General features: G+C 59.6%; 22 protein-coding genes. 2 read left to right on the top strand and 20 right to left on the bottom strand.

The genetic code is table 11. The features are described from left to right. Window positions 1–97 precede the first annotated feature (97 nt). The 6 genes from ACEE43_RS01480 to ACEE43_RS01455 form a co-directional block, all read right to left on the bottom strand. Window positions 98–1,885, bottom strand: a complete 1,788-nt coding sequence (locus ACEE43_RS01480; protein WP_237234095.1) for a DEAD/DEAH box helicase — start codon at window positions 1,883–1,885, stop codon at window positions 98–100. A 114-nt stretch (window positions 1,886–1,999) separates the two neighbouring features. Beyond that, on the bottom strand, window positions 2,000–2,884 hold the full coding sequence (locus tag ACEE43_RS01475; protein WP_449107995.1) for a hypothetical protein: 885 nt from the start codon (window positions 2,882–2,884) through the stop codon (window positions 2,000–2,002). 53 nt (window positions 2,885–2,937) lie between these two features. Continuing rightward, window positions 2,938–3,225 (bottom strand): DUF3039 domain-containing protein, encoded by a 288-nt coding sequence (locus ACEE43_RS01470; protein WP_185174469.1) that lies wholly within the window; start codon window positions 3,223–3,225, stop codon window positions 2,938–2,940. 144 nt (window positions 3,226–3,369) lie between these two features. Beyond that, on the bottom strand, window positions 3,370–4,989 hold the full coding sequence (locus ACEE43_RS01465) for a hypothetical protein (protein WP_449107994.1): 1,620 nt from the start codon (window positions 4,987–4,989) through the stop codon (window positions 3,370–3,372). Beyond that, a complete protein-coding gene (locus tag ACEE43_RS01460) occupies window positions 4,971–5,780 on the bottom strand; it encodes an ABC transporter ATP-binding protein (RefSeq protein WP_449107993.1) in 810 nt (269 codons plus the stop codon). Before ACEE43_RS01460 ends, ACEE43_RS01465 begins: the two co-directional genes overlap by 19 nt. A 135-nt stretch (window positions 5,781–5,915) precedes the next feature. Continuing rightward, window positions 5,916–6,833, bottom strand: coding sequence for a co-chaperone YbbN (locus ACEE43_RS01455; RefSeq protein WP_237236935.1), 918 nt, complete (start codon window positions 6,831–6,833; stop codon window positions 5,916–5,918). Window positions 6,834–6,981: 148 nt separating this feature from the next. Here ACEE43_RS01455 and ACEE43_RS01450 point away from each other — a divergent pair, with 148 nt between their 5' ends. Further along, window positions 6,982–8,304 carry an AI-2E family transporter gene (locus tag ACEE43_RS01450; RefSeq protein WP_449107992.1) on the top strand — a complete coding sequence of 441 codons (1,323 nt, stop codon included), beginning with the start codon at window positions 6,982–6,984 and terminating at the stop codon, window positions 8,302–8,304. Between the two features lie 109 nt (window positions 8,305–8,413). Here ACEE43_RS01450 and ACEE43_RS01445 read toward each other — a convergent pair whose 3' ends face one another. Beyond that, window positions 8,414–8,755, bottom strand: a complete 342-nt coding sequence (locus ACEE43_RS01445) for an ATP/GTP-binding protein (protein ID WP_185174464.1) — start codon at window positions 8,753–8,755, stop codon at window positions 8,414–8,416. Between the two features lie 57 nt (window positions 8,756–8,812). Between ACEE43_RS01445 and nucS the strand changes: the two genes are divergently transcribed. After that, the gene (gene nucS / locus ACEE43_RS01440) at window positions 8,813–9,529 is read left to right on the top strand and encodes an endonuclease NucS (protein WP_237185871.1); all 717 of its coding nucleotides are present in this window, start codon (window positions 8,813–8,815) and stop codon (window positions 9,527–9,529) included. An 82-nt stretch (window positions 9,530–9,611) separates the two neighbouring features. On the opposite strand, the gene ACEE43_RS01435 is transcribed toward nucS, so the two are convergent. The 13 genes from ACEE43_RS01435 to ACEE43_RS01375 all read right to left on the bottom strand — a co-directional run bounded on the left by ACEE43_RS01435 (window position 9,612) and on the right by ACEE43_RS01375 (window position 22,244). Continuing rightward, entirely contained in the window at window positions 9,612–9,869 is a 258-nt protein-coding gene (locus ACEE43_RS01435) for a F0F1 ATP synthase subunit epsilon (protein ID WP_135011542.1), read from the bottom strand. A gap of 2 nt (window positions 9,870–9,871) precedes the next feature. Continuing rightward, window positions 9,872–11,335, bottom strand: a complete 1,464-nt coding sequence (atpD, locus tag ACEE43_RS01430; RefSeq protein WP_185174462.1) for a F0F1 ATP synthase subunit beta — start codon at window positions 11,333–11,335, stop codon at window positions 9,872–9,874. A 44-nt stretch (window positions 11,336–11,379) separates the two neighbouring features. Next, on the bottom strand, window positions 11,380–12,300 hold the full coding sequence (locus ACEE43_RS01425) for a F0F1 ATP synthase subunit gamma (protein ID WP_449107991.1): 921 nt from the start codon (window positions 12,298–12,300) through the stop codon (window positions 11,380–11,382). A gap of 79 nt (window positions 12,301–12,379) precedes the next feature. Then, entirely contained in the window at window positions 12,380–14,005 is a 1,626-nt protein-coding gene (gene atpA / locus ACEE43_RS01420; protein WP_185174460.1) for a F0F1 ATP synthase subunit alpha, read from the bottom strand. A gap of 156 nt (window positions 14,006–14,161) precedes the next feature. After that, window positions 14,162–14,974, bottom strand: a complete 813-nt coding sequence (locus ACEE43_RS01415) for a F0F1 ATP synthase subunit delta (RefSeq protein WP_449107990.1) — start codon at window positions 14,972–14,974, stop codon at window positions 14,162–14,164. Continuing rightward, a complete protein-coding gene (locus ACEE43_RS01410) occupies window positions 14,974–15,519 on the bottom strand; it encodes a F0F1 ATP synthase subunit B (protein WP_135011537.1) in 546 nt (181 codons plus the stop codon). Before ACEE43_RS01410 ends, ACEE43_RS01415 begins: the two co-directional genes overlap by 1 nt. Window positions 15,520–15,570: 51 nt before the next feature. Continuing rightward, window positions 15,571–15,780: an ATP synthase F0 subunit C gene (gene atpE, locus ACEE43_RS01405; protein WP_135011536.1), complete on the bottom strand. Its 210-nt coding sequence runs from the start codon at window positions 15,778–15,780 to the stop codon at window positions 15,571–15,573. Between the two features lie 136 nt (window positions 15,781–15,916). Next, window positions 15,917–16,720: a F0F1 ATP synthase subunit A gene (gene atpB, locus ACEE43_RS01400; RefSeq protein ID WP_449107989.1), complete on the bottom strand. Its 804-nt coding sequence runs from the start codon at window positions 16,718–16,720 to the stop codon at window positions 15,917–15,919. Between the two features lie 99 nt (window positions 16,721–16,819). Continuing rightward, the gene (locus ACEE43_RS01395) at window positions 16,820–17,074 is read right to left on the bottom strand and encodes a hypothetical protein (protein WP_185174458.1); all 255 of its coding nucleotides are present in this window, start codon (window positions 17,072–17,074) and stop codon (window positions 16,820–16,822) included. Window positions 17,075–17,098: 24 nt separating this feature from the next. Next, complete coding sequence (locus ACEE43_RS01390; protein ID WP_449107988.1) at window positions 17,099–17,521, bottom strand: hypothetical protein; 423 nt, start codon at window positions 17,519–17,521, stop codon at window positions 17,099–17,101. After that, complete coding sequence (locus ACEE43_RS01385; protein ID WP_449107987.1) at window positions 17,511–18,539, bottom strand: MraY family glycosyltransferase; 1,029 nt, start codon at window positions 18,537–18,539, stop codon at window positions 17,511–17,513. The genes ACEE43_RS01390 and ACEE43_RS01385 overlap by 11 nt, the downstream gene beginning before the upstream one ends. Continuing rightward, window positions 18,539–20,401, bottom strand: coding sequence for a polysaccharide biosynthesis protein (locus ACEE43_RS01380; RefSeq protein ID WP_449107986.1), 1,863 nt, complete (start codon window positions 20,399–20,401; stop codon window positions 18,539–18,541). The genes ACEE43_RS01385 and ACEE43_RS01380 overlap by 1 nt, the downstream gene beginning before the upstream one ends. Then, window positions 20,394–22,244, bottom strand: a complete 1,851-nt coding sequence (locus tag ACEE43_RS01375) for a glycosyltransferase (protein WP_449108010.1) — start codon at window positions 22,242–22,244, stop codon at window positions 20,394–20,396. The genes ACEE43_RS01380 and ACEE43_RS01375 overlap by 8 nt, the downstream gene beginning before the upstream one ends. Between the last annotated feature and the right edge of the window lie 90 nt (window positions 22,245–22,334).

Genomic DNA, 22,334 nt, shown 5'->3' with positions numbered 1-22,334 from the left:
TACGGGGGCCGGTGGTTGTGGTGCTAGCAGGCTGGCTCGGGGCTGGCGTTTAAGGGTGCCTGCTGGCACCACAACCATCGGCCCTAGGCAAGAGTACCTACTTACGCCCCACGAACCAGTCCTGCAGCTTGTCCAGGCGGGCCTGGAGCTGTTCTGCTGAGGCCTGGGCAACGGCGGGCCCGCCGCAGATTCGGCGTAGTTCATTGTGGATAGAGCCGTGGGGTTTGCCGGTGCGGGCTGCCCAGGCTGCCACGTTTTTGGCCAGCTTGTTGCGTAGGTCTTTGAGCTGACGGTGGTCGACGACCTGGGGGGCGGCGGACGCCGGTCGGCGGGAGGCGTGGTCTTTTTGGCGGGCGCGGAGCAGGGTGCCTACCTGGTCGGCGTCGAGTAGGCCGGGGATGCCGAGGAAGTCTTGTTCTTCGTCGGAACCGATTTCAAGACCGCCGGAGGCGAATTCGGCGCCGTCGAAGAGGACGCCGTGGAAGGATGCCTGGGAGCCGATGGCTTCGAATTTGCCGCGGGTGAGCTGGTCGCTGGCGACTTCTTCTTTGTTAGCTTCTTCGATGAGGTGGTCGTCTAGGCCTTCGTTGAGGGGGTCTACTACTTCATCATTTGCGCCCTTGCGGTCGAGGGCGTGGTCGCGTTCGGTTTCCATTTCGTTGGCCAGCATCATGAGCTGGGGTACGGAGGGTAGGAAGACCGAGGCGGTTTCGCCGCGCTTTCGGGAGCGGACGAATCGGCCGATGGCCTGGGCGAAGAAGAGGGGGGTTGAGGTTGAGGTGGCGTAGACGCCGACGGCTAGGCGGGGGACGTCCACGCCTTCGGATACCATGCGCACGGCGACCATCCAGCGGGCAAGACCTGCGGAGAATTCTTCAATGTTGTTGGAGGCTTCTTTGTCGTCGGAGAGAATGAGGGCGGGTTTTTCGCCGGTGATTTTTTGGAGCTGTTTGGCGTAGGCGCGGGCGTCGGCGTGGTCGGTGGCGATGACGAGGCCGCCGGCGTCTGGAACGGTGCGGCGTACTTCGGTGAGGCGTTTGTCGGCGGCAGCGAGTACGGTGGGGATCCATTCGCCGTCGGGGTTGAGGGCGGTGCGCCAGGCTTGGGCGGTGACGTCCTTGGTAAAGCCCTCCCCCAGGTTGGCTGCCATTTCTTCGCCAGCGGAGGTGCGCCAGCGCATCTGACCCGAGTATGCCATGAAGATGACAGGGCGCACGACGTGGTCTTTGAGGGCAGGGCCGTAGCCGTAGGAGTAGTCGGACTTTGAGCGGCGGATGCCGTCGGCGTCCTCCTCGTACTGGACGAAGGGGATGGCAGCGGTATCGGAGCGGAAGGGGGTACCGGTCAGGGCCAGGCGGCGGGTGGCCGGTTCGAAGGCTTCTCGCAGGCCATCGCCCCAGGAGAGGGAGTCGCCGGCGTGGTGGATTTCGTCCATGATGACCAGGGTGCGACCGTTTTCGGTACGGGCCCGGTGCAGCATGGGCTTGTTGGCGACCTGGGCGTAGGTGAGGGCGACGCCCTGGTAGCCGCGTCCCATGGTGCCGTCGGAGTTTTTGAAGTTGGGGTCGATGGAGATGCCAACCCGGGCGGCAGCATCGGCCCACTGGCGTTTGAGGTGGTCGGTGGGGGCAACCACGGTCATGCGGTTGATGGTGCCGCGGTTGAAGAGTTCCTTGGCGACGGTGAGCGCGAAGGTGGTTTTACCTGCACCGGGGGTTGCCACGGCCATGAAGTCGCGGGGGTTCTCGGTGAAATACTTGGTCATGGCCTCGGCCTGCCAGGCGCGGAGCTTGGGGGCGGTTCCCCAGGCGGCGCGGTCGGGGTAGGCCGGGGGCAGAGGCGGGTTGGAACCTTCACCGAAGAGTGGTAGCTGGCTGTCGTTCATCTCGTATCTTCCCTTCCCTCTGTGGCTGCCCTCAAGGTTTTTGGGCACCACAAAAGTTTAGCCCCATTCGGGAGCGAATGGGGCTATGAGTCATCTCTCGATGAGTCTGGTTGACTAGGCTACCGGCAGGGCGGGTAGCAGGTTGCTCAGGGTTTGGCCGGCGAGGTTGATGGTTTCAGTTCGGCCGTCGGTGGCGTTGATAACGATAGCGCCGGAGACCACGGTGAGGACGACCTCGAAGTCGGCTTCGGGGTTGTCCCCGTAGTAGACCGGGGCCTGGCTGAGCAGCAGCTGGGCCAGGGTTGAGGTGCTTGAGCCGTCTGAGGTGAGGGTGATGGTCTCGTTGGTGGTGTAGGTGACGCTCACGGTCTGCTGCTGGCCGTTGGTTGTCTGCGCTCCGTAGGTTGCGGTCATCTCTGCGCTGTTGACGCCGGTGGCGGTTACGGCGCTGCCGCCGCTCTGCTTGACCAGGTGGCGGGTTTCGCCGTCACGCGCGCTGTCGATGGGGAAGGGGTCCCAGCCGTCGGGGAAGGTAACCACGTAGTCCAGGCGGAAGGAGGCTCCCGCGGCGAGGACGGCGGTGCCCGCTACGGGTGCTCCGGTGGTGTCTTCGGGGCTGGAGAACCAGAGGCCGGTGCCGCCGTAGGTGCCGGAGTTGAAGCCGCCCAGGCTACCGCCGGGGGTGAAGGTGCCCTCGCCGTTGGCAACCAGGCCGGTTGCGCCGTCCGCAATGAGGCCGGTGGAGTCGTCAAACTGCACGTCACCGCTGGTGTTGCTGGTACCGCCGAAGGTTGAGGCTACGCCGACGTTAGTGTTGTAGCCGGCGCTGGCGTCCTCGATAGCGACCTGGGAGAAGAGCCCCCAGCGTACAGTCAGAGTAGGGGTAATGACGCTGGTGCTGGCGGCGTAGGCAGGCACAAGGGCTGAGGACGCGACGACGGGCGCCGCCCAGAGGCCGGCTGTGGCCAGGGTACGGCGCGAGGTTTGGGGTGAGGTCATGTAGATGTGTTTCCTGAGTGGTGGTTCTGAAGAACGGGAGTAATGTCTGCTCTTTAGTTCTCGTCGTTACCGGGGGCAAGGCCCTCGTAGATTTCCTTGCACTCGGGGCAGACGGGGAATTTTTCGGGGTCGCGGCCGGGGGTCCACTTTTTACCGCAGAGGGCGCGCACGGGCTTGCCGGTGAGGGCGGATTCCATGATTTTTTCTTTGCGCACGTAGTGGGCGAAGCGTTCGTGGTCGCCGGGTTCGACGTTCTGGACTTCTTCGCGTTCCAGTAGGGCGGTGCCGCCGGAGTGGGCGGTTTCGGGGAAGGGGTCTTCAATGCCGGGAATCGATGACATGCCGGGTCTCCTTTTAGGTTCAGAGCGGTTTGGTCTTGTCTTCCAGTGTAGTGCCCCCGTCAAGACGGCGCCCGGTTCCTGCCGTGGGGCAGGGGTCGGACGCCGCTGGTGGGGTTGCCTGCTTCTAGCAGGTTGAGGGGTGGGTTAGCTGTAGCGGGCTACTCGCTGGTACATGTCTGCTACGTGCCGTTCGTAGTTTTTCGCTCCGGCGCGGACGCCCAGGTAGAAGGCTGCTACCCCGATCAGGGCAGTGACGGCGGCACCCAACCAGAGCCAGAGCATGCTACCGGTAATAGCCGTGGCCCCCATACCGATGAGGGACGGCAGGGAGAGAGCCATAGGGATAAAGATGATAAGGCCCCGTGCCATGGTCTTAGCCATACCGTCTGGCTGTTCCGGGGTCTTCCAGGGGCTGGTTCCCGGTGGTACCACGGGTGCGTTGAAGACGGTGTCGAGGTAGTTGGCCATGCCGTTGGCGATAAAGTAGGTTCCCAGGGAGCTCACCAGCAAGGGCAGAGCCCAGGCAGCATGACCGGTCAGGAGGGCAAAAGCCAGGGTGCCCAGCACAATCATGGGCAGGTAGAGCATCATCATGCCGTAGGCCCGCCCCAGCCTATCGTCAATGCCGCGCAGGGGTGAGAGGGCGTGCAGGGAGAAGGCCGAGCCTTCAAAAGAAGCCAGGGCAGACTGGGAGTAGCCTGCCATAGCCGGTATGAAGGCGACCGCCATGACGAAGGCCATGGGGTTCGTCATCTCTTCCTCTACCCCGTTCGCTGAGACGATAAAGCTCCCCGAGATAAAAACCATCAAGATATACATGAGCGGCATCATGAGCACGTTAAGGTTGGCCCGGGAGTCCCGGAGCATCATATCGAGGGTACGGGCGGCGATAGCCCCGCGCACGGTGGCCGGGAAGCGCCCAAGAAGCCCCAGGTTACCCTGGGCCAGGGTTTTGCCTTCGTCCTGTACCCCGGTGGAATCTCCCACGCTGGCCATGGTTTTAGCCGCAAAGAACTGCCAGATGAACCAGGCCAGGCCACAGTAGACCAGGGTGAGCGCGGTGAGAGCTAGAGCGATGCCGTAGCGACCGGCTCCTACCTGCGGGGTAATAGCCCAGGCTGAAGCTACAGGAGTCCACTGCAGGTAGCCGAGAACCTGCCGGAGCTGCTCGGTGTTGCTGGTGATGCCCGTGATAGTCGCCAGCATCAGGGGCCCGGCAAAAATCAGGGCCGCAAAGGCAAGAAGGGTGAGGGCGTTACTCACTGAGCGTCGCGAGCGGACGGGTATAGAAGCTACCGCGGTCAGGCGTCCGCCCAGAATGGCAAGGGCAAGACCCAGTAAACCTGCCGGGATGAAAGCCAGGGTAGCTGCTAGCGAGTAGAAGTTGGAGGTCGTCAGAGCCAGGACGGCTAGTACCGTCAGCGCACCGGGCACCCCGATCAGAGCCCCCAGGGCTTGGCCGCCCATGAGCTGGCGGACGGTAATGGGATAGGGTGCGAGGCGCTCCGGGTCTAGGGTGGGGTCGGCACCGGCTGCGACCAGGGGTATCAGCCACCAGGCCAGGGTCAGCAGGCTACCTGCCAGCCCCAGAATCAGTAGGGAATCGGTGGGGTTTTGCAGGGTGAAACCTATACCGGCCACGCCCGCCAGGGCGCCGAGCCCGTAGAGCAGGCCAAAGACCAGACCCACGATAGCCCAGGCGTTCCCGTTACGGAAAATTGCAAGGAAGTGGTCGAACTTGAGTTTTAGGAGGACTGCAACCATGAGATTCCCTCCGATACAACGCGTCCGCCCACCAGTTCAACAAACCGTTCTTCCAGCGATGCGCCGCCGCGCACCTGTTCCACGGTGCCAGAGGCCAAAATACGGCCGGCGTTCATAATGGCAACGTGGTCGCACAGGCGCTGGACCAGGTCCATGACGTGGGAGGAGATAATGACGGTTCCGCCGCCTGCTACATAGGCCTTGAGAATATCCTGGATGTTCGAGGCCGAGACCGGGTCGACCGCTTCAAAGGGCTCGTCGAGCACCAGCAGGGAGGGGGCGTGGATCATGGCGCAGGCCAGGGCTATTTTCTTGGTCATACCGGCTGAGTAGTCGGCGACCTTGCGGCCGGCGGCCCCGGTCAGATCCATAGCGATGAGCAGGTCGCGGGTTCGCTCAGCCACGGTTGCCTTATCGAGCCCGTGTAGGCGACCGGCGTAGGTGAGGAGCTGCTCGCCGGTGAGCTTGTCGAAGAGGCGGACGCCGTCGGGCAGCACGCCCACCCGGCGTTTAGCATCTAGGGGGTTGGCCCAGACGTCCAGGCCGCCCACCAGTACCTGCCCGGCGGTGGGCTTGAGCAGGCCTGTTGCCATGGAGAGAGTGGTGGTCTTACCTGCGCCGTTGCGCCCTACCAGCCCGTAGAAGGAGCCTCGGGGCACAGTGAGGTTGACTCCGTCTACCGCAGCCTGCTGGCCAAAGACCTTCACCAGGTTGATGATGTCCAGGGCTGCGCTGCCCCTGCTGGCTTCTGCCACTTCAGCTTCTACCGGCGCTGAAACCGGCTCAGTCAAGCCGCTGCCGGGTGCCTCTTCAGGCCGGTTGTGAGTTTGATTGTAAGGTTCATTCTGCGGGGGAAGGTTCTCGTGTGCCATATCTCCACTGTAGCCAGCATCACGAGCCTTTCCCTCCCCCGCTAGGGTGATTCCTTAAAAAAGAGCCATCATCAGGGCTGAACGGGCCTTTGTGACGCGGGGGTCGGCTGAGCCTACAACCTCGAAAAGTTCCAGTAGGCGTTCGCGTACCGTGGTTTTGGTCTCCGCGTCCACGGCCTTGAAGAGGGCGATAAGACGGTTGAAGGCGTCTTCCACATGCCCGCCAGCTACATCTAGGTCGGCGACGTTGAGCTGGGCCTGCACGTTGGTAGCATCGGCGGCAGCTTTTTGGCGTTCTTCCGCCAGGTTTAAAGTAGAGACGCGGTGAAGCAGGTGCACCTGGGCTAGGCCGATTTTAGCGTCCGTATCGCCCGGGTTCTCGTTGAGCGCGCGTGTATAGGCGGCTTCCGCTCCCTGGTAATCGCCCCGATCTAGAGCCTCAATAGCTTCCCTATGCAGGGGCGGTAGGGGCTTCTCGGCCTCTGACAATACCGGTTCGAACCCACCGGGTAGGCCCTGCTGAGCGGCGAGCTGCAGCACCTGGCCCAGCACCTCGGTCAGGGCCTGGGGCTCAACGGGACCGTTAAAGAGCGGGGCCGGGCGGCCAGCAAGCACAGCCACGGCCGCAGGCACACCCTGAATCTGGAAGGCCTGCCCGATCTCGGGGGTCTTGGTAATATCAACGGCAGCCAGCAGTAGGTTGCCACCGGCAGAGTTCACCAGGGCCTCTACCTGCTCCAGCATCTGAACCGACGCCGGCGAGTGAGGTGCCCACAGGGCAAAAATCACGGCGCCCCGGTTGGACTCCTGCACCAGCTGCTGGAACTGGGCTACATCGGTCACATCGAGTCGCCAGCTGGCAGCGGAGCTCTCCTCAGCAGGCTCAGCGCTGGAAACTGCCGACCCCGCAGCCCCCAGGTCCAGGGCGTTTCGTACCGAAGCGGGTAGGTTCTGATCGTCAATCCCGGCCATTGGCCTTCCTTTCACAGCGACAAATATCTCTACTGTCTATGGTGCCAAAGCTCAGCCGGTAAGCGGGCACCCCTGCCCTAGTTCTAGCCCAGGGCAGAATCACGATAAGGTTGAACACAGTAACTACACCCCTACCCGAGTAGCCAGCATGCCCTCATCTTTTTCTCCCTCCCGCCTCCTGCGGTCTCTGACCTCCCGTACCAGCCGCGCACAGGCGTCCGCGCAACCAGATTCCCCGGCCAACACCGAAGAAAGCGGCACCAGGCAGTCACAGAACAACAAGTTCGCCCTAACGGCTATCCCCGGTGCCCGGCCCCGCCACCGCCTCCAGGTGCCCGAAGAACCGGCCCACCTCAAAGAGAATAAGGACGGCGCCGCCCCCGCTCCCCCAGAAACCCACGCGCTGGCCCCCGGCAAGGGCCGCTACATCAGCAACCCTATCTACTTCGGATTTATGCTGGCTGTAGGTGTGGGGCTTGCCTGGATGGGCATGTACTTTGTCCTCAACATTGGTGCCCTGGCAGGCTGGCTCACCGGTGCAGTCTTTATCGGCCTGGGGCTAGACCCAGCCGTGCGAAAACTAGAGAAGTGGGGCCTGCCACGCGGAGCGGGCGTCACCCTTGTTTTCCTTCTCTTCGCGCTGGCAGCTACTGCCCTCATTTTTTGGATCATTCCCCTCATCGCCCGACAGGCGGTTTCCTTTATCACGGGCTTCCCCCAGCAGTTTGAGAACTTCCTCAACTCAGACTTTTTCTCGGGTCTGGACCGGCAGTATCACATCCGTTCAGCGGTAGATGCTGAGGTGGAAAAATTCTTTGCACAGCTCACCTCCGATACGTCGGTGGTCAGCGGATTTCTTAACTCCCTCATGAATGCAGGCTCCACTCTGGCAGAGGTCACCACAGGCACCATCATCGTGCTCTTCCTCTCCATCTACGTACTCGCGTCCCTACCCACCATCAAGGCCTGGTTCATCCGCCTTGCCCCCGCCTCAAAACGCGACCGCGTAGGCTATCTCACCGAAAAAATCACCAGTTCAGTCGGCCAGTACGTGATGGGCCAGGCCCTGGTAGCGATCTGCAACGCTACCTGCGCCGCCATTATTATGCTTGTTGTTGGTGTTCCCTTCGCCCAGCTACTCATGCTCTTCGTCCTGCTGCTGGCTTTCATTCCCCTCGTTGGTGGCGTTAGTGCCGCTATCCTGGTCTCGGTTATCTCGCTAATCGACGGTTGGCAGACCGCCCTCTTCTTCCTGATCCCCTACCTGATTTACCTGCAGGTTGAGGCCTACTTCATCTCCCCCCGCATCATGAGCAGGGCAGTAGCAGTGCCCGGTGCTGTAGCTATCATCGCGGTGGCAGCCGGCGGCTCTCTCTGGGGTGTGCTCGGTGCCCTCATCGCGATTCCCGTCGCAGCATCCCTGCTGATCCTGGTCAACGAGGTACTCGTGCCCCGCCAGGACCAGCTCTAAGCGACCGCCAGTTTCCCCGCCCGGTAGCACCCTGCCTTTGAGCAGTGGCCGCTACCGGGTTTTTCTATACTTCTAACGTGACCTAGATGAAGTTGGCTTTCGCCGGGTTCTACCAGAATCTACGAGTTGCCCAGCACCGCTCGTGCCAGTGGCGGCGTTCCTCGATAGCCCGCTGGGCACCAAACATGTGGTCCTGCTGCCAGACCACCAGGTGCGCGATACCTGGGTGGATAGGCCGCCCACATTCGGGGCACTTATAGGTTTTCAGAGCGTTAATCGAGGGAATGTATTGCACATACCAGTCCCCGTCTTGGGCCCGTTCCACTCGCGGGGCGGGGTCAAGAATACGGGAAATATCGCGCCCAGCGGGGCGGGCTTTCTGCCACTTGCTGGGAGCTGCCCCGGAGTTAGAGTTAGGGCGGCGGGGCTTAGATGAAGAACGACGAGGCATTCCCCCATTCTTTCATGCACCGGTGTACCTGCCCAAGCCACCTGTTAGAGTGGTACGGTGCGTTTAGTTATAGCTGATTGTTCCGTAGACTACATGGGCCGTCTCAATGCCCATCTGCCCCGTGCTACCCGCCTGCTCATGATCAAAAATGACGGCTCGGTGCTGATTCACTCCGACGGCGGCTCCTACAAGCCCCTGAACTGGATGAGCCCGCCCTGCCGCCTGCATATTTCCCCTCGCGAAGAGTTCGAAGGCACCTCGGTAGCCGAGGATCTTGACCCCGATGTGAGCGAGCTGTGGACCGTGCAGGCTGCCAAGAGCGACGACAAGCTAGTCATTCGTGTCTTCGGCACCCACGGGGAACTCAGCCACGACCTGGGTATTGACCCGGGCCTTATTAAGGACGGCGTTGAGGCCGACTTACAGCGCCTGTTGGCTGAACAGATTGAGCTTCTTGGTGCGGGCTACCGCCTGGTGCGCCGCGAGTACCCCACGGCAATCGGCCCGGTGGATATTTTGGCTAAGGACGCCGGGGGCGTCTCTGTGGCTGTAGAGCTCAAACGTGTGGGCGATATCGACGGCGTAGAACAGCTCACCCGCTACCTAGAGCTCCTCAACCGCGACCCCCTGCTAGCACCGGTTCAGGGTGTATTTGCCGCCCAGCGCATCAAGCCCCAGGCCCGCACGCTGGCAGAAGACCGTGGCATCCGCTGTGTGGCTCTCGACTACGATGCCATGCGCGGAGTAGATGACGTGGAATCTCGCCTCTTCTAAACAAGAAGAAAGCTAAAAAATAAGGACGCCGCCCTCCCTCATCTCTGGGGAAGGGCGGCGTCCTTTCATCACAGAAATCTAGTTAGATCTGTGCGTGCTTAGCTGCGATGGTGACTCGATCGTTAGAGACGGTCAAGAAACCTTCGTGCAGGCGGGTGGTCTTCTTCTCACCGCTGGTTGCCTCGATCAGAAGCTCACCGTCTTCAGCGAGAAGGGCCATGGTGGGGATGTGACCTGGCATGATACCCAGGTCGCCATCGACGGTGCGTGCGCGCACGTACTTGGCTTCGCCAACCCACACGACTCGTTCACGGGAAACGACTTCAACTTTCAGTGCCATGATTACTTGGCTCCAGACTGTGCCTTGATTTCCTCGTAACGGCGCATGACGTCGTCCATACCACCGATGTTGTAGAAGGCCTGCTCGGGGATGTGGTCAACATCGCCGCGGCAGATCATCTGGAAGGATTCGATGGTGTCCTTAATCGGCACGGTTGAACCCTCGACACCGGTGAACTGCTTTGCAGTGTAGGTGTTCTGTGAGAGGAACTGCTCGATGCGGCGGGCACGTGAAACAACGACCTTCTGCTCTTCGGAGAGTTCGTCAACACCGAGGATGGCGATGATGTCCTGAAGTTCCTTGTTTTCCTGCAGGATAGCCTTGACCTGGATTGCGGTGTCGTAGTGCTCCTGACCGATGTACTGGGGGTCCAGGATTCGGGAGGTGGAGGACAGGGGATCAATCGCGGGGTACAGACCACGAGAAGCGATCTCACGGGAGAGCTCGGTGGTTGCGTCCAGGTGGGCGAAGGTGGTTGCAGGTGCGGGGTCGGTGTAGTCGTCCGCAGGAACGTAAATCGCCTGCATGGAGGTGATGGAGTGACCACGGGTTGAGGTAATACGCTCCTGCAGCAGACCCATTTCGTCGGCCAGGTTAGGCTGGTAGCCCACAGCGGACGGCATGCGGCCGAGCAGGGTTGAAACCTCAGAACCTGCCTGGGTGAAGCGGAAGATGTTGTCGATGAAGAGCAGAACGTCCTGGTTCTGAACGTCACGGAAGTATTCCGCCATGGTCAGGCCGGTCAGCGCAACACGCAGACGGGTTCCCGGCGGCTCGTCCATCTGGCCGAACACGAGAGCGGTGTCCTTCAGAACGCCAGCTTCTTCCATTTCAACCCAGAGGTCGTTACCTTCACGGGTACGCTCGCCGACGCCGGTGAATACTGAGGTACCACCGAAGTTGCGGGCAACGCGGGTAATCATTTCCTGGATCAGAACGGTCTTACCAACGCCTGCACCACCGAAGAGACCGATCTTACCGCCCTTGATGTAGGGGGTCAGAAGGTCGATTGACTTGATGCCGGTTTCCAGCATCTCGGTCGAACCTTCGAGGTCTGCGAAGCCGGGGGCTGCGCGGTGGATGGGCCAGTAGGTGTCGGCCTTGATTTCGTCGTTGGAGACGTCGAGGGCGTCACCGAGGACGTTGAAGATGTGGCCCTTGACGCCGTCGCCTACGGGGACGGAGATGGGAGCGCCGGTGTCAACTACAGCCTGGCCGCGGACGAGGCCGTCGGTCTGCTGCAGGGAGATTGCGCGTACCAGTGAATCACCGAGGTGCTGGGCAGTCTCGAAGGTGATCTTACGGGTGGTGCCGTTGAGGGTCAGATCAGCGGTCAGCGCGTTGTAGATGTCAGGTACCTGGCCGGCAGGGAACTCAACGTCAACGACAGGGCCGATAACGCGAGCAATGCGACCGGTTGCGCCCTGAGCCGGCGCGGTAGCCGATTCGTTCAGAGTGGCAGTCATTGTTCTCACTTACCTATGTAGAGAGTGGAAAGTTGTCTGGTGGATTAGGAGGCGAGTGCGTCGGCGCCGCCAACAATTTCGCTGAGCTCCTGAGTAATTTCTGCCTGGCGAGCGTTGTTCATCAGGCGGGTGTACTTCTTGATGAGCTCGTCAGCGTTATCACCTGCGGACTTCATCGCGCGCTGGCGGGACGCCAGTTCGGAGGCCGCTGCTTCTAGCAGGCACGCATAGATGCGGGAGGCGATGTAGCGGGGTAGCAACTCGTCGAGAACTTCCTTGGGGCTGGGCTCGAATTCAAAGACTGAGTTCTGCTGGAACTGGTCGTCTTCGAGACGTTCGCCGGGCAGGATTTCTTCACCGAGTTCGCGTGCGTCTGCTACCTCGATGGGGAGCAGACGCAGGACGCGGGTTTCCTGGCTGACCATGGAGACGAATTCGGTGTAGATGATGTGGAGGTCATCGACGTCACCGTTTTCGTAGGCTGCCAGGATGGCGTCGCGTGCTGCAACGGCCATCTCGACGTTGGGGTTGTCGGTGTTGCCTTCCCATGCCTGCTCGTATTCGCGTTCGCGGAAGTCAAAGTAGGACTTTGCCTTGCGACCGATGAGGTAGAGCTTGACTTCACCTCCCTCACCGCGGAGCTTCTCAATAAGACCCTCGGTTTTTTTGAGGACGGATGAGGAGTATGAACCCGCAAGGCCGCGGTCGCTGGTGAGGACGAGTACTGCGGAGCGACCGGTCTTAGCCTTTGAGCGTGCGTTAAGCAGGGGGTGCTCAATGTGGTGCTGGGTCGCGATGGCAGTGACAGCCTTAGTCAGCGCATTTGCGTAGGGGCTAGCGGCCTCTGCGCTCTTACGTGCCTTGTTAATGCGTGAGGTTGCGATCATCTCCATCGCCTTGAAGATCTTCTTCATAGACGATGTTGAAGTAATCTTTTGGCGGTAAACCCTAATCTGGGCTCCCATAGAGATTCCTTTCACTCCTAGGGTGAGGGCCCCTCCCCCAGGTTCTGTTGGAGGGGCGTCTCACGTGCTAGGAAAATCGCTAACCGATGGTTTCCTGTGATACTTCGCTGTCTGACAGGGGCTTGTGCTCTTCGTGGCCGGCCTCAACGAGGTGGCTGGTGCCTTCGGAGCGGAAACCCTGCTTGAAGTCAACGATGGCAGTCTTGAGAGCTGCTACGGTTTCGTCTTCGAGCTTGCCTGATGCTGCGATGTCCTGCAGTACTGAGGTGGAGCGGCGCAGGTGGTCGAGGAACTCTGATTCAAAACGCAGAACGTCTGAAACTTCGAGGTCATCGAGGTAGCCGTTGGTGCCTGCCCAGATTGAAACAACCTGGTCCTCAACTGCGTAGGGGGTGTACTGGGGCTGACGCAGCAGCTCGGTGAGGCGAGCACCGCGGGTCAGCTGGGCCTTTGAAGCGTCGTCCAGGTCGGAAGCGAACATTGCGAAGGCTTCCATGGCGCGGTACTGTGCAAGGTCGAGCTTGAGGGTACCGGAGACCTTCTTCATCGCCTTGGTCTGTGCCGCACCACCAACGCGGGAGACGGAGATACCTACGTCGACCGCGGGACGCTGGTTAGCGTTGAAGAGGTCTGACTGCAGGAAGATCTGGCCGTCGGTGATGGAGATGACGTTGGTGGGGATGAAGGCTGAAACGTCGTTTGCCTTGGTTTCAATGATCGGGAAGCCGGTCATTGAACCTGCACCCAGCTCGTCAGAGAGCTTTGCACAGCGCTCGAGCAGGCGGGAGTGGAGGTAGAAGACGTCGCCGGGGTATGCTTCGCGGCCCGGAGGACGACGAAGCAGCAGTGATACCGCACGGTAAGCTTCTGCCTGCTTTGAGAGGTCATCGAAGATGATGAGGACGTGCTTGCCGCCGTACATCCAGTGCTGGCCAATGGCGCTACCGGTGTAGGGAGCCAGGTACTTGAAGCCTGCTGCGTCAGATGCGGGGGAAGCCACGATGGTGGTGTATTCCAGAGCGCCCTGCTGCTTGAGGGTTTCGCGTACTGCTGCGATGGTTGATGCCTTCTGACCAATAGCAACGTAGACACAGCGAACCTGCTTGTTGGGGTCACCGGTTGCCCAGTTGTCCTTCTGGTTCAGGATGGTGTCAACCGCGATAGCGGTCTTACCGGTCTGGCGGTCACCAATAATCAGCTGACGCTGGCCACGGCCGATCGGAATCATGGCGTCGATTGCCTTGAGACCGGTCTGGAGGGGCTCGTGAACTGACTTACGCTGGGTAACGCCGGGAGCCTGAAGTTCGAGGGCGCGGCGGCCTTCTGCTTCAATGTCGCCCAGGTCGTCGATGGGGTTGCCCAGGGGGTCAACCACGCGGCCCAGGTAGGCGTCGCCTACGGGTACTGAGAGAACCTCGCCGGTACGGTGAACTTCTTGGCCTTCTTCAATGCCGGTGAAGTCACCGAGGATGATGACACCGATGTCACGAGTGTCGAGGTTCTGTGCCAGGCCAAGGGTGCCGTCTTCGAAGCGAAGCAGCTCGTTAGCCATTACTGAGGGAAGGCCCTCAACGCGTGCGATGCCGTCGGATGCTGATGCAACACGACCCACCTCTACGCGCTCTGCATTGCCGGGTTCGTAAGACGCTGCGAATTCGTTCAGCGCGTTACGGACATCATCGGCGTTGATGGTCAAATCGGCCATCTTATGTCCCTGCTCTCCTAATTTGTTGGTGTGCCTGCCGACTGGCGGCAGGCCCACCGAAACTTGTGTGACGTGCTCGGGCTGTGCCTTTAGGCTTGCCCGATGTCGTCTGTGTATCTTCTAAATCACCGTCGAGGTCTCGACTGTGTAAATCGCCTATGCGAAAGCGCGGCTGAGTTCTGACAGTCGGGTAGACAGTGAGCCATCGATGACTTCGTCCCCTACCTGCACGCGCAGACCGCCCAGAAGTGCGGGGTCTACGGTGATGTCGAGCTTCAGCTCCTTGCCGTAGGTCTTGTTGAGTGACCCCTGCAGCTTTGCAATCTGCTCTGCAGTCAGCGCGGTTGCTGAGGTGACTCGTGCGATCCAACGGTTTTGACGCTTGACGATGATTTCTACGAACTCGTTAGCCAGACGGGCTGCGGTGGTTCCGCGGGCCGCAGTGGCAACTCGTTCTAGCAGAAGCTTGCCTTCAGCGGTAGCTACATGTCCACCGAGGCTGACAGCCAGCTTCTTGAGTGCTTCCTTGCTTGCCCTGGTATCGGCAAGAGCAGCCTGTGCTTCTGCTGAGGCATCAACGGTGTTGATGAAGGTCAGTAGTTCGTTGACGGTCTGCTCTAGTGCATCGATACCTCCGCGCTGTTCAGCAGAAAGCGCTACTGAGGTAACAGCGGTTGTTTCGAGGGCATCAGCCAGATCGCGTTCTTCACTCCAGCGGGCTTCTGCTGCTGCAGAAACAATAGCCAGAGCGGCGTCGGAAATCTTGCCGCCCAGAACGGAGCGGGCGATGCCTGCTCGCTGCGCTGCTTCGCGGGAAGGATCGGTTAGACCTCGCCGGAACCCGCCGTTGCTGTCGATAGCGTCGACAACAGCGAAGAGCTCTTCTGCGAGGTGGGTCGGGTTATCGGTAGGCTGGGCCACCAGAACCTGTTCCACCTTGTTCAGTGATTCAGTCGATACTGCTGACATTAGCGGGCTGCACCTGCCTGCTGCTGCGCGTCAAGGTCAGCAAGAAAACGATCGACTACACGTGCGGATCGCTCATCATCGTTGAGGGATTCGCCCACAATCTTGCCAGCCAGTGAGGTTGCCAGAGCGCCAACTTCGGTACGAAGTGATGCTGCGGCAGCTGCACGTTCTGCCTCGATGGTTTTCTGGGCGTTTTCGGTGATGCGAGCGGCCTCAGCGTTTGCGCGCTCCTTAGCTTCTGCCACGATGGCGTCGCCTTCGGCGCGTGCTTCTTCGCGAATCTTCTGAGCTTCCAGACGAGCGCTTTCGAGCTGCTGGCCGTACTCTTCGCGTGCTGCCGCGGCCTCTGCCTGAGCCTTTTCAGCCTTGGCTAGACCACCCTCAATTGCTTCTTTACGGTCCTGGTAAATCTTTTCGAATGCCGGGACAACGTACTTGGTGACGATGAAGAGGAGGAGCAGGAACCCGATGGCGGTAATGGCGATTTCCCAGACATTGGGGATCAGAGGGTTCGCGCCCTCTGCTGCTGCCATTAAGTGAGACATAGGGGGTTTTCCTGTTCTATAGTTTGGTCAATCTTTTGGCGGGGCCAAAAATTACTTGATAAACGCAAGAACCAGGCCGAGAACTGCCAGTGCTTCAACCAGTGCGAAGCCCAGGAAGAGCATGGGCTGCAGGGTGCGCTGTGACTCGGGCTGACGGGCAACAGAGGTCATGTAGGCTGCGAAGATCAGACCTACGCCGATGCCACCGCCGATAGCTGACAGACCGTAACCAACTGCGGTAAGTGAACCGGTGAGTTCCATGATGTTTGTTTCCTTTCACAGTGCCCCTTGCGGTTTGTGTGTTGTGTAAGGGGCAGAGTTTTGATGTGGACACTCCCCGCTAAAGCGGGTTGCTTTTCTCGTCCGCCGGTATAACCAACGGAGAAAACCTATATTTTTAGTGGCCTTCTGAGACCGAGCCCTGCAGGTAGACCGCAAGGAGCAGGGCGAAGACGTAGGCCTGGATAACCTGAATCATGAGTTCCAGGAAGTAGAGGAAGAGACCCAGGGCGCCTGAACCGACCGATGCGATAGCGGCGATTCCGCCTGCTTCAACAATCAGGTACTGGGTAAGGGATGCTGCAACCATAATCGCCAGGTGGCCGCCGAACATGGTAGCGAAAAGACGCAGGGCGTGAGTTGCGGGGCGGATGAGCATGTTTGACATGAACTCAATCGGAATCAAGATGATGTAAACAGGCCAAGGAACGCCTGAGGGCATCGTGAGATCCTTGAAGAACTTCCCCAGACCCTTGCGCTTGATACCAACACCAACCCAGGTCAGGTAGGCGATACCTGCCAGGGCGTAGGCAGAACCTACGTGAGACATGGTGGGCAGCTGGACGAAGGGAATTGAACCGTAGAGGTTGTTCACCAGGATGAAGAAGAAGGCGGTGAAGAGCAGGGGAACGAAAGGCTTGTAGTGGTGGGCGCCAATCAGTTCCTTGCCCAGGCTGTTACGGACCAGGCCGTAACCCATCTCGCCCACGAACTGGGTACGTGAGGGAACCATGGCACGCTTGCGGGCAGCGAAAAGGAAGAAGCCAGCAACGATGACCACCGACAGGATGACCAGAAGCATCTGCTTGCTGAACTCAAAATCACCGATCGTGAAGATGGCAGGCAGGTGCATATCATCGATAGTGGGCGGAACGTAGCCCTGCTGCTCTCCCGCTGCGACAACTAGCCCGTTTGAAATCAAGGCAAGTCCTTTCATTGCTTCGTGTTGGCCGCTGGCTCCAGCAACCTCAGAGGTTTAAAGAATCAAAAGTATGTGTGTGCCAACCGGTTCCAGTTGGTCTTATTTACGCTGCTGCATGTGGATAAATACCAGGTAGATACCACCAAAGGCGCCAACGAATCCGCCTACCCAAGCAATCCAGGTTGTACCTAGTAAGTGGTCCAGACCATAGCCTACCAAACTCCAGATACCAATGCCTATCATGACGTACAGAAGTGTCATAAAGGCTCCGGCTGTTCCGCCACCGGCAACCAGGTCGCCAGCAGAGCGCAACTGCTTATCTTGCTTGTACCACTTATCGTCGGTGTTGCCCACGGGTGTATGCTCCTTTGCCTAGTTTCATCCTACCGAATCGAAATAGAGGATTCTCTGTTTCGAGATAATTTTCGTTTCGATGACAAGCTGGGCCGCCAGTGCCAGGACGGCTCCGGTGAGAAGCCAGCCGTTACGAAAATCCTGCGGTATAGGGGCGAACACTAAGAGGCCGGTGAAAACCATAATCTTGAACGGATACATGGCCGCTAGAGCCGCTGCCGCCGCTTTCATCGACTTCTTCTCAGCCGGTATCACAACCATGATTCCGACCGCGAAACTGAGATAAACCAGGGCAAGCCCCGTAAGGAACCCACCCGCAGCCGGTTTACCTGCGATAAGTACACCAACTATCGTACCGACTAGGGCCAAGATAGCCAAAGCCAGTGAGACAGACCGGAAGATTTTTAACCAGGGCATCTCGTTGATGCCCAGCGGCTTAGGCCCCATTTTTCTGACGCACCTTCCCGAGCATGGTCGGCAAAAAGATGTAAAGGGCCAAGATAAGCACAACTAATAGGGCAGACCAAACAGCATTCTGGGTCTCGAAGGGTAAAGCCAGCACGGTCACAGCAGTCACCACAAAAGTAGTGAGTGTCACAAGGGTTGCACTGCCCAAGTGGCTGAAACCGACATCCGTCAGGCGCTGATAGGCATGAGTGCGGTGGGGTTTGTACCACTGCTCACCCCGCACGATTCGGCGCAGTAGCGTGGTTCCGGTATCTGTTAGGTAAACCAGTAGAGGGGCAAGGATGTACTCAACATAAACCCCCGAAAGGAAAGCACCCACCGCCATAGAAGCGATAGCTCCCCCCAGGAAGTAGGAACCAGCGTCCCCCAAAAACACATTTTTACCGGTGCGCACGTTCCAGGGCAGGAAGGCCAGGCAGGCCGCAGCCACGGCCGCTCCCCCGGCAAGCAACCAGGGCATTTGATTGACCCACCCCGCGTAAGCGTAAGCCCCGCCCACAGCAAAACCGTGAAGGCCCGAGATGCCGTTAATGCCGTCCATAAAGTTCACCACGTTGATGTATGCGGCGATCGCAAAGACCCCTAGGGGAACCCAGAAGATGGAGGTCCCCAGCATCAGGGTCATTCCCAGAGTGACGATAGCGCCGATGAGCAGCTGGGCCGCAAAGCGAACCTTGATAGAGACCCCTCGGTAGTCCTCCATCCAGCCCAGGGCGCCCGATGCCACCATGCCAAAGAGCACGAAGAGGGCGATAGACCGATCAGTAAAAATCTGTCCGTCGATGAGGGCAACCAGGTAGGCCAGCACCGCTGCAAGTGCGGTTGCTAGCCCCATGCCTCGGAATACCGGGGAGCTGTGGGAAGACCGTGCGGTGGGGATGTCGACCAGGTTCCAGCGGTGCAGGAGCGGACGCACGGCGAAGGGTAAGAGCAGACCAGCGACCAGGCCGACAACGGTGGGCACCAGAAGCAGAGCCAGAAGTTCTGAGGTAGTCATTAGGCCTCCTGCCCCCGGTGCTCGGTGCGGTCGTATCCGCGGTGGCTACGGTAGTTTTCAAGCCAGCGGGCGTAGTCAAGGTCAGCTGGGTCAAGCCTGGGAGCTTGAGCCCTCATGATATTTTCGTTCTCTTCGCTGCGCTCGTGTACCTCGTCCTGGCCGAAAAGTACCTCGTCGCGCTTTTCGCCCGCACGCAGGCCAATAACCTCGATAGCCACGTCGAAGCGCTCATAGAGGCTGCGCATATGCTCCGCCACCTTGAGAATCTTAACCGGCTCGCCCATATCGAGTACCATCACCTCGCCGCTGCGTCCGATTGCCCCGGCCAGCATGACCAGCAGGCAGGCGTCTGGAATCAGCATGAAGTAGCGGGTGGCGTTCCGATCGGTCACGGTCAGGGGCCCGCCGTCCAGAATCTGTTTGGTAAAGAGGGGCTTGATAGAACCTCGAGAGCCAAAAACGTTGCCGAAGCGCACCGAGACATAGGTACGCCCGGTCTGCTCGCCATACCAGCTCGTCAGCATTTCCGCGCTGCGCTTGGACTGCCCCAGGGCTGTAGTGGGGTCAGCAGCCTTGTCGGTCGAGATATTGACAAAAACCTGAACATCAACCTGAGCTGAAGCCTTTAGTACGTTAGCGGTACCCAGAGTATTGGTTTTGTAGGCTTCCTTTGGGTAAGCCTCAAGGGCAGAGACGTGCTTAAGAGCGGCAGCGTGAAATACAACCTCAGGCTGACGTTCAGCAAAGACCGCCTCTAATGCCTCAGCATCCCGTACGTCCGCCAGAATCACGCTGGGGTCGTCCAGGCTTGATAGGCCGGTCAGAGAATACCGGGTATCCATGAGCAGGGACTCGTCGCGGTCGAGCATCATAAGCTCAGCCGGCTGGTAGGCACTAATCTGGCGGCAGAGCTCAGAGCCAATCGACCCACCAGCGCCGGTCACAAGTACCCGTCGACCCTGCACATAGCTACGAATGAGGTCATGGTCAATCTTGTAGTCAATTGTGCCGCGAATCTTCTCAAGAAGCTCCCGCTCATTATTCTCTTCACTGCGTCGGCGACCGTGACCAATATCGGGAACGGCAGAGTTGATACGTATGGTCTCTACGCCCAGTTCTTTCATACTCTGAGCGATGCGAACCAGGCGTCGTTCAGGAATTTCTTCACCAATAGCAATGAGCACTTTCTCAGCCTGGTGGTGTTTTACCAGAGCCGCCAGATCAGCGCTGGTTCCCTCAACCTTAACCGAATGAATACGGGCGTTCCGCACCGACCGGTCATCGTCAACAATCGCGACCGGCAGGTACTTGGCCTTGGGGTCGGTCATCAAGGTTGACACCAGGTTGCGGCCCAGAAAACCTGCGCCGTACACAATCACCCGCTGCACATCTTTACCGCTGGGGCGGTTGGTCTTTTCCTCATAGATTCGCTTGCTATAGCGGAAGCCCATCATCAGCAAAACAGCGATGGGGAAGGCAATCAGCACCACCGAGCGGGGTACCCCAAAGGCTCGAGACGATACCATCAGCAGTATCTGCATAATGATGGTGTTAGCTAATATCAGGGGGTAGAGCTTGCTCCCCTCTTGCAGGGTGCCGTAGCTGTGGACGCCGCGGTAGAGACCCATCATCAGGCCACCACCGATTTGCAGGGTGACCATCACCAGGGCAACCGCGGTGAGCCCGCCTACATCAATCTGGCTAAGGTCCATGCCGTAACGCAGAACAAAGGCAGCGGGTAGGGCTATCAGCCAGGCTAGGGAGTCGAGCCCCATCTGCACGTACTTCCACCAGGTCTTCCGCTCGGTGCTCGATGTCAGAATGGGAATAGAGGTAGTCTGCGGGGACGCTTCTTTAGACATTGCTGCCCTTCTCTTTCTTCCCCTGCGGGGTTCGGCCGGTCATGGCCCTAAAGGCCCGGGTGCGCAGTTCTTCTGGTGCTAGGCGGTAGACACCGCGTATGGCTAGGTTCTGGGCGAAGCGGACGGAGCTCAGCACTCCCCCGGTATAGAGCCTGCGCTGGACCTGGAGGTCCTTGCGCAGAGCTTCTAGCCCGCCGCGTCGGGTATAAGCTGTGGCGACCCGGTAGCTTACCAGGGGCTGGCTCAGGTTGCCCAGGACGAATCCGGCGCGGCTCATGCGGGCCCAGAGCCAGTAATCTTCAGCGCCCGGAACCTCAACGTAGCTACCGACAGCCTCCACAGCGCTCTTACGGAAGACCACGGTGGGGTGCAGCATGGGGTTGCGCTTCGGTAGTGTCTCTCGAATAGCTCTCGCCCCGGTCACCGCCTTCCGTTCAGCCTCGGGGCGGGCGGGGTCATCCTTAAACTCGTGCATGGCGCTGCCCAACACGTCAAAGTGGCCCTGAGCGACCAGAGGTATCTGTTGGGCAAAGCGTTCAGGAGCAGAAACATCATCTGAGTCTGCTCGGGCAACTATATCGTACATACAGTATCCCAGCCCCTCGTGCAGGGCAGCAGCTAGGCCGTGATTATCTTCAAGACGAACCACGGTCACCGGCAGGGAGCTCTGCTCTTCAAAATCAGCGATAACCTGAGAAAGCTCAGCGCTCACGGGGCCATCTTGCACCAGTACCAGCTGGTTGGGCTGCAAGGTTTGACCCTCGGTGTTCGAGGTTAGGGCCAGGCGCAGATGCTCGGGCTGATCCCCGGAATAAACGCTCATCAAAACAGAAAATTTGGGGTCGCTCCCGTAGTTTGCTTTGATACGCTGGGCCAGCTGGGGGGTTTCAAGCTGGTATACACCGTCCAGTACCTCGCTATTAGAGCGATAGCCGGCGGCAGCGTCCTGAAGTCCCTTAAGAAAATAGCCGGTGTAGGTCTTCTTCTCATCGGTGCGCAGCAGGGTGCTGACCCACAGGCGGGCTGTCGAACCGCCGTAGAGCAGCTTCTCCAGCGGAGTTAGGGTGCGACGGGCACAAAAAACCCAGAGCTTATTGCGTACATCGTTGTAGAAACGGGGGCCGGGTTTTGCATCTGTGGTACCAAATGTCTTGGTGTGATGACGGGCTACCGACCTCTCAGTAGCAATACCGTTGCTGTGGTGAATCAAGCGGGTGGTGTATTCGAAGTCGTCGTTCCAGATAAAGAAGTCCGCCAGGGGCAGGTCGGTGGCTCGCATGGCGGCAGCGTCCATCAAGATTGAAACAAAGGACGCCGAGCGGATCGGGCGGGCGCCGACAGCAGCTGCCCGCGCGGTACGGTCAGGGCCTGCGGCGAACATGGTGCGCATGGTGTTCATGGGGTGGTCCTGGCCGTTGGTCCACACCACCTTTGAGGCTACAACGGCCGGGCGCTCTGCCCGTACCGGCGAGTAATCAGCCCAAGCCCGGTAGGCCTCAGAGAGGGTATTTTCGGTAGGTTCCGTGTCGTCATCCATGACCCAGACCAGGTCTGCCGCATGCCGGTTCAGGGCCCGGTCAATGCCCACGGTAAAGCCGCCTGCACCTCCCACATTTTGTGGTAGGTGCACAATGTCGGTAGCCAGCGAGCTCTTGTAGCCAACCAGAAATTCCTCGGTGCCGTCGGTGGAAGCGTTATTGACGATGATGACCGTATCGGGGGTCAGCTCCCCCGCCTCTATCCCGGCTAGGGTCTGTTCAAGCAGCTCACGGCGGTTATACGTTACCACTACAGCGACAATGCGCTCCTGGGGGCGCGGCTGGGGCATAGGGGCAGATACCATGGGCAAACAGGTCCTTTCGTGGGGTGAGGCCACCTGTACACGTGTGTTTATGTCGGGGTCAAGGCAAAATTCACACAACTCTATCTAAGT

It is taken from the genome of Rothia sp. 11254D007BW, assembly GCF_053548195.1.
The sequence above is the reverse complement of the archived record's forward strand: the minus strand, read 5'-3'. Positions and strand labels throughout refer to the sequence as shown.

What these genes read in the sequence shown, in the direction of transcription:
- ACEE43_RS01455 (WP_237236935.1), bottom strand. Translation starts at nt 6,833, where the DNA reads ATGGCCGGGATTGACGATCAGAACCTACCCGCTTCGGTACGAAACGCC.
- ACEE43_RS01415 (WP_449107990.1), bottom strand. Translation starts at nt 14,974, where the DNA reads ATGTCAGCAGTATCGACTGAATCACTGAACAAGGTGGAACAGGTTCTG.
- ACEE43_RS01410 (WP_135011537.1), bottom strand. Translation starts at nt 15,519, where the DNA reads ATGTCTCACTTAATGGCAGCAGCAGAGGGCGCGAACCCTCTGATCCCC.
- ACEE43_RS01480 (WP_237234095.1), bottom strand. Translation starts at nt 1,885, where the DNA reads ATGAACGACAGCCAGCTACCACTCTTCGGTGAAGGTTCCAACCCGCCT.
- ACEE43_RS01375 (WP_449108010.1), bottom strand. Translation starts at nt 22,244, where the DNA reads ATGGTATCTGCCCCTATGCCCCAGCCGCGCCCCCAGGAGCGCATTGTC.
- atpD (WP_185174462.1), bottom strand. Translation starts at nt 11,335, where the DNA reads ATGACTGCCACTCTGAACGAATCGGCTACCGCGCCGGCTCAGGGCGCA.
- ACEE43_RS01475 (WP_449107995.1), bottom strand. Translation starts at nt 2,884, where the DNA reads ATGACCTCACCCCAAACCTCGCGCCGTACCCTGGCCACAGCCGGCCTC.
- ACEE43_RS01425 (WP_449107991.1), bottom strand. Translation starts at nt 12,300, where the DNA reads ATGGGAGCCCAGATTAGGGTTTACCGCCAAAAGATTACTTCAACATCG.
- atpA (WP_185174460.1), bottom strand. Translation starts at nt 14,005, where the DNA reads ATGGCCGATTTGACCATCAACGCCGATGATGTCCGTAACGCGCTGAAC.
- ACEE43_RS01385 (WP_449107987.1), bottom strand. Translation starts at nt 18,539, where the DNA reads ATGACTACCTCAGAACTTCTGGCTCTGCTTCTGGTGCCCACCGTTGTC.
- ACEE43_RS01380 (WP_449107986.1), bottom strand. Translation starts at nt 20,401, where the DNA reads ATGTCTAAAGAAGCGTCCCCGCAGACTACCTCTATTCCCATTCTGACA.
- ACEE43_RS01445 (WP_185174464.1), bottom strand. Translation starts at nt 8,755, where the DNA reads ATGCCTCGTCGTTCTTCATCTAAGCCCCGCCGCCCTAACTCTAACTCC.
- atpE (WP_135011536.1), bottom strand. Translation starts at nt 15,780, where the DNA reads ATGGAACTCACCGGTTCACTTACCGCAGTTGGTTACGGTCTGTCAGCT.
- ACEE43_RS01390 (WP_449107988.1), bottom strand. Translation starts at nt 17,521, where the DNA reads ATGGGGCCTAAGCCGCTGGGCATCAACGAGATGCCCTGGTTAAAAATC.
- ACEE43_RS01435 (WP_135011542.1), bottom strand. Translation starts at nt 9,869, where the DNA reads ATGGCACTGAAAGTTGAAGTCGTTTCCCGTGAACGAGTCGTGTGGGTT.
- ACEE43_RS01465 (WP_449107994.1), bottom strand. Translation starts at nt 4,989, where the DNA reads ATGGTTGCAGTCCTCCTAAAACTCAAGTTCGACCACTTCCTTGCAATT.
- ACEE43_RS01450 (WP_449107992.1), top strand. Translation starts at nt 6,982, where the DNA reads ATGCCCTCATCTTTTTCTCCCTCCCGCCTCCTGCGGTCTCTGACCTCC.
- ACEE43_RS01470 (WP_185174469.1), bottom strand. Translation starts at nt 3,225, where the DNA reads ATGTCATCGATTCCCGGCATTGAAGACCCCTTCCCCGAAACCGCCCAC.